Here is an 8,847-nt window from a genome sequence, read left to right as displayed (position 1 = left end):
CGCGGCCAGCACGAACCCGACGCCCTGCCGGGTCCACGTCAGGCCGCCGGCGCGCGAGGGCCGGCGGCGGCCCCGGCTGGCCTCCTCGTGGGTGACCATGTGCACGTCGATCGCGCCGGACATCGCCGTCGTGGTCACCCCGACGCCGCGCGAGAACACCTGGGCGAACCGGCCCCGCCGGGAGGCGCCGAGCACGAGCTGGGTCGCGTTCACGCCGCGCGCGAAGTCGAGCAGCGCCTGCGGAATGTCGTCGCCGATGACCTGGTGGTACGTGCCGCCCAGGCTCTCCACGAGGGCGCGCTGGCGGACGAGTTCGGCCGGGCTGGCGCCGGTGAGCCCGTCACCGGCGGTCACGTGCACGGCGAACAGGTCCGAGCCCTTGGCCCGGTCGGCGATCCGCGCCGCGCGGCGGATCAGCGTGTCGCCCTCCGGCCCGCCGGTCAGCGCCACGACGACGCGCTCGCGAGCCTCCCACTTCTGGCTGATGCGGTGGTCGGCGCGGTAGCGGTCGAGCTGGTCGTCGACCTTGTCGGCCAGCCAGAGCAGGGCCAGCTCGCGCAGTGCGGTGAGGTTGCCGACGCGGAAGTAGTTCGACAGCGCGGCGTCGACCTTCTCGGCCTGGTAGATGTTGCCGTGCGCCATCCGGCGGCGCAGCGCCTCCGGCGTCATGTCGACGAGCTCGACCTGGTCGGCCCGGCGCACGACCTCATCGGGCACGGTCTCGCGCTGCGGCACGCCGGTGATCTGCTCGACGACGTCGTTCAGCGAGTCGAGATGCTGGATGTTCACCGTGGTGACCACGGTGATGCCGGCCTCGAGGATCTCCTCGATGTCCTGCCAGCGCTTGGTGTTCCGCGAGCCGGGGATGTTGGTGTGCGCCAGCTCGTCGATCAGCGCCACCTGCGGCGCGCGGGCGATGACGGCGTCCACGTCGAGCTCGGTGAAGCTCGTGTCGCGGTACTCCATCGTCTTGCGGGGCACCGTCTCCAGCCCCTCCAGGAGCTCGATCGTGCGGGGACGGCCATGGCACTCCACGAACCCGATGACCACGTCGGTGCCGCGTTCGTGCCGGCGCCTGCCCTCGCCGAGCATGGCGTAGGTCTTGCCCACGCCGGGGGCGGCCCCCAGGTACACGCGCAGCCGCCCGCGTGCCATGACCATCACTCCTCCGGTGGGCCGCGGCGCGCGCTCCGGTGAAAGGCGCGCCGCGGTCCGGTCTCATCCGCGGTACGGGTACTTCTTGTCGAGCTCGATGTTGAGCGTGAGGACGTTGACGCGCGGGGCACCGACGAAGCCGAGCACCCGGCCGTCCTCGTTGTCCTTGATCGCGTCCAGCACCCGCTGCTCGGGGACGCCGCGCGTCCGGGCGATCCGCGGGGCCTGGAGCCGCGCGTACGCCGGTGAGATGTGCGGGTCCAAGCCGCTGCCGCTCGCGGTCACCGCGTCGGCCGGCACGACCGGGTGGGCCGGCGCGTCACCGCGGACCGGCACGACCTCGCCCTTCGTGTAGTCCTCACCGTACTTCGCGCACTCGACGGGCACCCCGTCGTACGCGGCGACGAACGGCTTGGCGACCACGCCGCACTCCTCGTTGAGGCTGACGACCCGCGTCGGGTGCGTCACGTGACCCCGGCCGTCGCGCGGGCCGATGAGGGCGAGGACCGCGCCGACGCCGCCGGGAGTGCAGAACGGCCGGGCGCCGCTGACGCCCTCCAGCCTTCCCACGGCCCTGCTCCGGGTGCAGACCTGGGTGAGCAGGCCGGTCTTGGCGTTCTCGTCCTCCTTGCCGGCCTTGACCAGCGCCGGGTCCGGGAGGGTGTCGACGATGCTCTCCGGGCCCAGGTTGCTCGCGCCGGTCGACGTGGGGTCGTAGCCGTCGCCCGCGTTCGAGGGACGGCTCTGGAAGTACTGCTTCAGCGGGTCGCCGTCCTTGTCCGTGAACGACTGGCCGATGATCCGGCTGCCGACGACCCTGCCGTCGGCGGTCTTGACCATCGAGCCCTCCGCCCTGTGGTGCAGGCCCGGGATGAACGCCACGGCCCAGATGGCGACCGGGTAGACGATCCCGAGGATCACGGTGAGGACGAGGAGGGCCCGGAGGGCCGCCAGGTGCTGGCGTATCCAGCTGGGGAGTCTCATGGTCACATTCCCGGCAGGAACTGGATGAGCAGGTCGATGAGCTTGATGCCGATGAACGGCGCGACGATGCCGCCCAGGCCGTAGATGTAGAGGTTGCGGGACAGCAGCTTGGAGGCGCTCGACGGCCGGTACTTCACGCCGCGCAGCGCGAGCGGGATGAGCGCGATGATGACGATCGCGTTGAAGATGACCGCGGACAGGATCGCCGACTGCGGGCTGGACAGCCGCATGATGTTGAGCCGGTCCAGGCCCGGGTAGACCGCCGCGAACATCGCCGGGATGATCGCGAAGTACTTGGCGATGTCGTTGGCGATCGAGAACGTCGTCAGCGCGCCCCGGGTGATCAGCAGCTGCTTGCCGATCTCCACGATCTCGATGAGCTTCGTCGGGTTGGAGTCGAGGTCGACCATGTTGCCGGCCTCCTTGGCGGCCGACGTGCCGGTGTTCATCGCGACGCCGACGTCGGCCTGCGCGAGCGCGGGGGCGTCGTTGGTGCCGTCGCCGGTCATCGCGACGAGCTTGCCGCCCTCCTGCTCACGCTTGATCAGCGCCATCTTGTCCTCGGGCTTGGCCTCGGCGAGGAAGTCGTCGACGCCGGCCTCGTCCGCGATGGCCTTGGCGGTCAGCGGGTTGTCGCCCGTGATCATCACGGTGCGGATGCCCATGCTGCGCATCTCGTCGAAGCGCTCGCGCATGCCGGCCTTGACGACGTCCTTGAGGTGGATGACGCCGAGCACGTGCGCGGTCGCCCTCCCGTCCTCCTTGACGACCTCGCCGACCACCAGTGGTGTTCCGCCGCTGGCCGAGATGCCGTCGACGATGTGGCCGACCTCGTCGGTGGGGTGCCCGCCGTTGTCGCGGACCCACTTCATCACCGCGGTGGCGGCGCCCTTGCGCAGGGACCGGCCTCCGCTCTCGGCCGCCAGGTCGACGCCGGACATCCGGGTCTGGGCGGTGAACTCGATCCAGCTCGCGTGGCCGAGCTCGCCCGGCGTGCGTTCCCGCAGGCCGTACTCGGTCTTGGCGAACACCACGATCGAGCGGCCCTCGGGCGTCTCGTCCGCGAGGCTGGACAGCTGGGCCGCGTCGGCGAGCCGGTCCGCGGTCACGCCGTCGACCGGAGTGAACTCCGCGGCCTGCCGGTTGCCGAGCGTGATGGTGCCGGTCTTGTCCAGCAGCAGGGTGTTCACGTCGCCGGCCGCCTCGACCGCCCGGCCGCTCATCGCGAGGACGTTGCGCTGGACCAGCCGGTCCATGCCGGCGATGCCGATCGCGCTCAGCAGCGCGCCGATCGTCGTCGGGATCAGGCAGACCAGCAGGGACACCATGACGATGCCGGTCACGCCGTGCGCGTTCAGCGCCAGGGAGTCCGGCACGCCCGGCTGGTTCGCCTTGCTGAAGATCGCCAACGGCTGCAGCGTGGCGACGGCCATCACGAAGATGATCGTCAGCGAGGCGAGCAGGATGTTGAGGGCGATCTCGTTCGGCGTCTTCTGCCGGTTCGCGCCCTCGACCAGCGCGATCATCTTGTCGATGAAGCTCTCCCCCGGCCTCTGGGTGATCTTCACGACGATCCGGTCGGACAGCACCCTGGTGCCGCCGGTGACCGCACTGCGGTCGCCGCCCGACTCGCGGATGACCGGCGCCGACTCACCGGTGATGGCCGACTCGTCGACGCTGGCGATGCCCTCGACGACGTCGCCGTCACCGGGAATGGTCTGGCCCGCCTCGACCACCACGTGGTCGCCCTGCCGCAGCTCGGGTGCCGGCACCGGCTCCTCTTCCCCGGCCCGGCCCGGGGCCCAGCCGCTCAGGCGGCGCGCCATCGTGTCGGTCTTGGCCCGGCGCAGCGTGTCGGCCTGGGCCTTGCCCCGCCCCTCCGCGACGGCCTCGGCGAGGTTCGCGAAGATCACCGTCAGCCAGAGCCAGACCACGATCAGCCAGCCGAACCAGGTCGGTGCGGCGATCGCCAGGACGGTGCTCCAGGCCGCACCGATCTCGACGATGAACATGACGGGGTTGCGCCACATGGTGCGCGGGTCGAGCTTGCGCGCCGCGTTCGGCAGCGACCGGATGAGCTGCTTGGGGTCCAGCAGCCCACCCTGCACCCGGCCCGGCTGCGCCTTCGGCGGCTCGGGCGCTGAGGTCTGCGGTTCCATGACTTGGGTGGACATCAGTGGATTCCTTCGGCCAACGGTCCGAGCGCGAGCGCCGGGAGGAAGGTGAGAGCGACGAGGACGACCGTGACGCCCGCGACCATGGCCACGAACTGCGGCCGGTGCGTGGGCAGCGTGCCCTCCGACGCGGGTGTCAGGCCCTGCTTCGCCAGCGACCCGGCCAGCGCCAGGACGAAGATCATCGGCAGGAACCGCCCGAAGACCATCGCCAGCCCGAGCGCGGTGTCGTACCAGGGCGTGTTGACGGTGATGCCGGCGAACGCCGACCCGTTGTTGTTCGAGGCGGAGGTGAAGGCGTACAGCACCTCCGACAGGCCGTGCGGGCCGCTGTTGAGCATGCCCGCGCGCTCACCCGGGAGGGCCATCGCGAAGGCGGTGCCGACGAGCACGCAGATCGGTGTGATCAGGAAGTACGTTGCGGCGAACTTGATCTCACGGCTGCCGATCTTCTTGCCGAGGTACTCCGGTGTGCGGCCGACCATCAGGCCGGCGACGAACACCGTGATGACGGCGAGGATGAGCATGCCGTACAGGCCCGAGCCCGTGCCCCCGGGCGCGACCTCGCCCAGCATCATGTTGAACATCGTCATCATGCCGCCGAGGCTCGTGTACGAGTCGTGGAAGGAGTCGACGGCTCCGGTGGAGGTCAGGGTCGTCGCGTCGGCGAACGTCGCCGAGTTCGCCACCCCGAACCTCGTCTCGACGCCCTCCATGGAGGAGCCGATCGCGGTCGGCACGGTGCCGTGGTGGGCGAGCTGGAACCACATGAGCAGCGTCATGCTGATGACCGCCAGCGTGGCCATCACCGAGACGATCGCGTAGCCCTGCCTGTTGCTGCCGACCATCCGCCCGAACGTGCGCGGCAGGCAGAAGCCGATGAGCAGGATCAGGAAGATCTGGATCCAGTTGGTCCACGTCGTCGGGTTCTCGAACGGGTGGGCGGAGTTGGCGTTGTAGAAGCCGCCGCCGTTCGTGCCGAGCTCCTTGATGGCCTCCTGCGAGGCCACCGGCCCGCCGGTGATCGTCTGCTTGGCGCCGGCGAGACTCTGGATGGTGTGCGGGTCGTGGAAGTTCTGCACGGCGCCGCCCGCGATCAGCGCGATCGCGCCGACGACGGCGATCGGGAGCAGGATGCGCAGGTTGGCCCGTACGAGGTCCACCCAGAAGTTGCCGAGGTGTTCGGTCCGCCGGCGGGCGAACCCGCGGACGAGGGCGATCGCGACCGCGATGCCGACGGCGGCGGAGACGAAGTTCTGCACCGCGAGCCCGGCCATCTGCACCAGATGACCCATGGTCGACTCGCCGGAGTAGGACTGCCAGTTGGTGTTGGTGGTGAAGCTGATCGCGGTGTTCCACGCCTGGTGCGTCATGACCGGCTTGAAGCCGAGGCTCAGCAACAGGTGGTTCTGCAGGCGCTGCAGGCCGTACAGGAACAGGACGGAGATCACCGAAAAGGCCAGCACGCCGCGGGCGTACACGCCCCAGGTCTGCTCGGCGTCCGGCTTCACGCCGATCAGCCGGTAGATCAGCTTTTCGGCACGCGCGTGCCGGGTACCGGTGAACACCCGGTACATGTAGTCGCCCATCGGCCGGTACACGAGGGCCAGCGCGAGGACGAGGGATCCGGCGAAGCAGATCCCCGCGGTCGTTGTGCTCATCTAGAAGCGCTCCGGGAACAGTAGTGCGGCGATCATGAAGACGAACAGCACGACGGAGAGGATGAGCCCGATCAGGTTCTCGGCGTTCATCGCGTCCTCACCGCGCCCTCGTCCGCCACGCGACGGCTCCGCCGCCGCGCTCGCTCACGGCTCACAGCCGTTCCACCGCCTTCACGACCAGGGCGAACAGCGCGAAGATCGCCACTGTCAGCACGATGTAGATCAGGTCAGCCATCACTCGGTTCCTCTGTCGGATGTACGGGGGGCGGCCTCTTCGAGCCCGGCCTCGCCGTGCGGGCGGGGTCGCGGGATCGGGACGCCCTCCTGCGGGAGTCCAGGAGCGGTCGCGTGGAACTCCGCCCACATGGGGTCCGCGCGCCGATGCCGGCCGTACGCCTCGGCGAGGGCGTGCGCCGCGGCCACCAGAACGCCGGCGAGCACGAGGACCGCCGCGCGTGCGGCGTCGTCGCTCCCGGTGACCCGGATGTCGCCGAAGTGGTGCACGTCGAAGCCGGTGACGCACAGCCAGGCGACAGCGCCGACGCCGGCACCGGCGACGGCCGGGCTCGACCATGCCCAGGCCGCGACGGCCAGGGCCACCACGCCGAACCCCACCTGCCACGGCAGCCGGTCGAGCACGACGGCGAGCGCGAACACGCTCGCACTGCCACCCGCGAGCGGCCACGCGGACGATTCGAGGCGCGTCATCGCACCCTCCTGGACGTGTCGATGGACGTGCCGCCCATCGGCCCCCTCACCAGGGGCTACGTCAGGAGTTAACTCCCGAAATAGGGCGTTAAGCCGGTCGTTGACACCCTCTTAGCGCCGCCTCTCGGGCCCTTAACGCCCTTTTAACGGCGCCGCCGCCTCTCGGGCCAGGACGGCCGCTGGACGGCCTTGGGACGGCCGACCCGCCGCGGCGCCGGAAAGCGGCGTCATCGGAAAACGTCATCGCGACAGAATGGGGTTCGTGGGAAATTCGGGATCGGATGGGACAAGAACCCCGTCAGGGGCTGACTACCAGCGTTTGACCCGGCTGGCGTACGTGGTGCTGTGGGATCTGGCTCCGGCGGACCGGATCGAGCGGGCACTGCTGGTCGTACGGCGCTGTGTCTCCCGGCGGGAGAGCGACCGGGTGCGGCGACGCGTGCTGAAGCGCTGCGTCCGTACGCGATGGGGCTCCTCTTACCGGTCGCGCGCCTGGCTGGAGATGCGGCCGGCCGGGGCCGACCTCGATCCCGGCCTGGCCGACGCGATCCGGCGGCTGTCTCGTACGGGGCGTGTCGCGTACGTCCTGCGGCGGGTGGAGGGCCTGACCGCGGAGGAGACGGCGGCGGAGCTGCGGCGTCTGCGCGTGTCGGACGCCGACGGTGTCGCCCGCCGGGTGCTCGAATCCGTCGACACCGGTACGGAGCTGGACCCGGACGAGCAGCGCGCGGCGATCCTCGGCCTGGATGTGGACACGGTCGCCGTCTCGCCGCGGTGGTCACCGCGTCGCGCCCGGATCCGGGCGTCCGCGCTGCTCGCGGGCGCGCTGGCGGTGGTCGTGGCCGGCGTGGTGCTGGAATGGCCGGCGAAGAAGATCCCGCTGCTGGTGAACGCCCGAGCCGGCACGGACCTGTCCGCGGTCAAGCAGTGGCCGGCCCGAGGCGACCAGGTGGACGACCGCGCGCTGCTCGGCCGGGCCCGTGACGCATGGGCGGGCGTCCCGGAGAGCCCGGACGAGGATGGAGTCGCGTATGGCTCCGTCGCGCTGTACGGCCTCCGGGAGGTGCCGCGTCCCCGCCCGGGGCCGGGGAGCCTCGCCGTGCTGTTCGCCGGCACCGTCGGGCCGGGCCGGAGCGTGCTGCTCAGCGACGGCGACCTGTTCGCGCTCTACTCCGAGGGTACGAGCGAGGGCCGATCGCTGACCTTCGAGAACGGCGCGTACGGCAGCAAGGGCCCGCTGTCCGTCAGCCCGCCGCCCCACCCTCGGGGAGAGACGCGGACCGCGTACCTGCTTCCTCCCGACACCGCGCGCACGGAGGTCGCCGCGCTGTCGGACGCCCGTCCGGCGTGGCGGCCGGTCACACCACGAGACGGCGTGATCTCCCTGCCGGAGCCTCCGGACTCGGCCGGCTGTCATCGGACGCTGTTCCGCGTCTCCTCGCCGTCACGCTACGTCGCCATCCCCGAAACGACCTGGATCGGCACCGATCTGGACAACCCGGTGACGACGACAGAGATCGACTGGGACGCCCCGGGCGAGAAGAAGACCGGCACGGCGCCCCTCGACACCCGCCTGGTCCGCGATGTGATCTGCGATCACGAGTCCTTCCCCACGCTCGGGAGACAGTCCGTCCGCTACCTCACCGTCGAGCCCTTCTGGCACGCGGCCCTGCCCGAAGGACACCACCAGGGCGCGTTCGTGAGCCTCGGCATCCGCTACGGCAGCGCGCAGCCCGACCCGCCGCTGGACGTACCGGCTCGGACCGGGGAGAGCCGCACCCTGTTCGTCGACGAACCACCCGGCGCGACCGGCACGGCGCAGACCGTCGCCCACGAGGTCGACAGTGACGGCGATGTCGCGGACACCGCCTACGCGACCGCCTCCTGGCACGCTCCGTCCGGCCACTGGTACCTGGTGGCGGGCGGAGCTCCGGCCATCGCCCGGATGCGGGCCTGGGGCGAAAAGAACAAGAAGACGGACGGACGCACGCTGATCCTCCGCATGTCGAAGAAGCCGGGCTGGAACGTGGACGTCGACGCCGAGACGAAATCCGGCGAACCGGGGATACCGCAGTGAGGCGGCCCGGCGGCTAGTACTACATGGCTAGATCTGTAGGACCTGGAGGCGCAAGCGTCGCCGGAAGTGGTTCCTGCGTGCTTGGGCT

General features: G+C 70.6%; 7 protein-coding genes. 1 reads left to right on the top strand and 6 read right to left on the bottom strand.

What is annotated here, in order from left to right:
• The 6 genes from ACFFNX_RS33960 to ACFFNX_RS33935 all read right to left on the bottom strand — a co-directional run.
• A partial coding sequence (locus ACFFNX_RS33960; RefSeq protein ID WP_378209966.1) for a universal stress protein occupies positions 1–1,155 on the bottom strand: 1,155 nt, incomplete at its 3' end.
• A 63-nt stretch (positions 1,156–1,218) separates the two neighbouring features.
• Complete coding sequence (locus tag ACFFNX_RS33955; RefSeq protein WP_378209965.1) at positions 1,219–2,139, bottom strand: potassium-transporting ATPase subunit C; 921 nt, start codon at positions 2,137–2,139, stop codon at positions 1,219–1,221.
• Positions 2,140–2,141: 2 nt separating this feature from the next.
• Positions 2,142–4,313: a potassium-transporting ATPase subunit KdpB gene (gene kdpB, locus ACFFNX_RS33950; RefSeq protein WP_378209964.1), complete on the bottom strand. Its 2,172-nt coding sequence runs from the start codon at positions 4,311–4,313 to the stop codon at positions 2,142–2,144.
• A complete protein-coding gene (kdpA, locus tag ACFFNX_RS33945; protein WP_378209963.1) occupies positions 4,313–5,974 on the bottom strand; it encodes a potassium-transporting ATPase subunit KdpA in 1,662 nt (553 codons plus the stop codon). The genes kdpB and kdpA overlap by 1 nt, the downstream gene beginning before the upstream one ends.
• Positions 5,975–6,064: a K(+)-transporting ATPase subunit F gene (gene kdpF, locus ACFFNX_RS33940; protein WP_378209962.1), complete on the bottom strand. Its 90-nt coding sequence runs from the start codon at positions 6,062–6,064 to the stop codon at positions 5,975–5,977.
• A gap of 144 nt (positions 6,065–6,208) precedes the next feature.
• On the bottom strand, positions 6,209–6,682 hold the full coding sequence (locus ACFFNX_RS33935) for a hypothetical protein (RefSeq protein ID WP_378209961.1): 474 nt from the start codon (positions 6,680–6,682) through the stop codon (positions 6,209–6,211).
• Positions 6,683–7,001: 319 nt separating this feature from the next.
• Here ACFFNX_RS33935 and ACFFNX_RS33930 point away from each other — a divergent pair, with 319 nt between their 5' ends.
• Positions 7,002–8,759: a hypothetical protein gene (locus tag ACFFNX_RS33930; RefSeq protein ID WP_378209960.1), complete on the top strand. Its 1,758-nt coding sequence runs from the start codon at positions 7,002–7,004 to the stop codon at positions 8,757–8,759.
• Positions 8,760–8,847 lie beyond the last annotated feature (88 nt).

It is taken from the genome of Actinoallomurus acaciae (assembly GCF_042429965.1).
GTDB classification, from domain to species: Bacteria; Actinomycetota; Actinomycetes; order Streptosporangiales; family Streptosporangiaceae; genus Actinoallomurus; species Actinoallomurus acaciae.
Note: the sequence above shows the minus strand (reverse complement) of the source record. Positions and strands in the feature narration are given on the sequence as shown.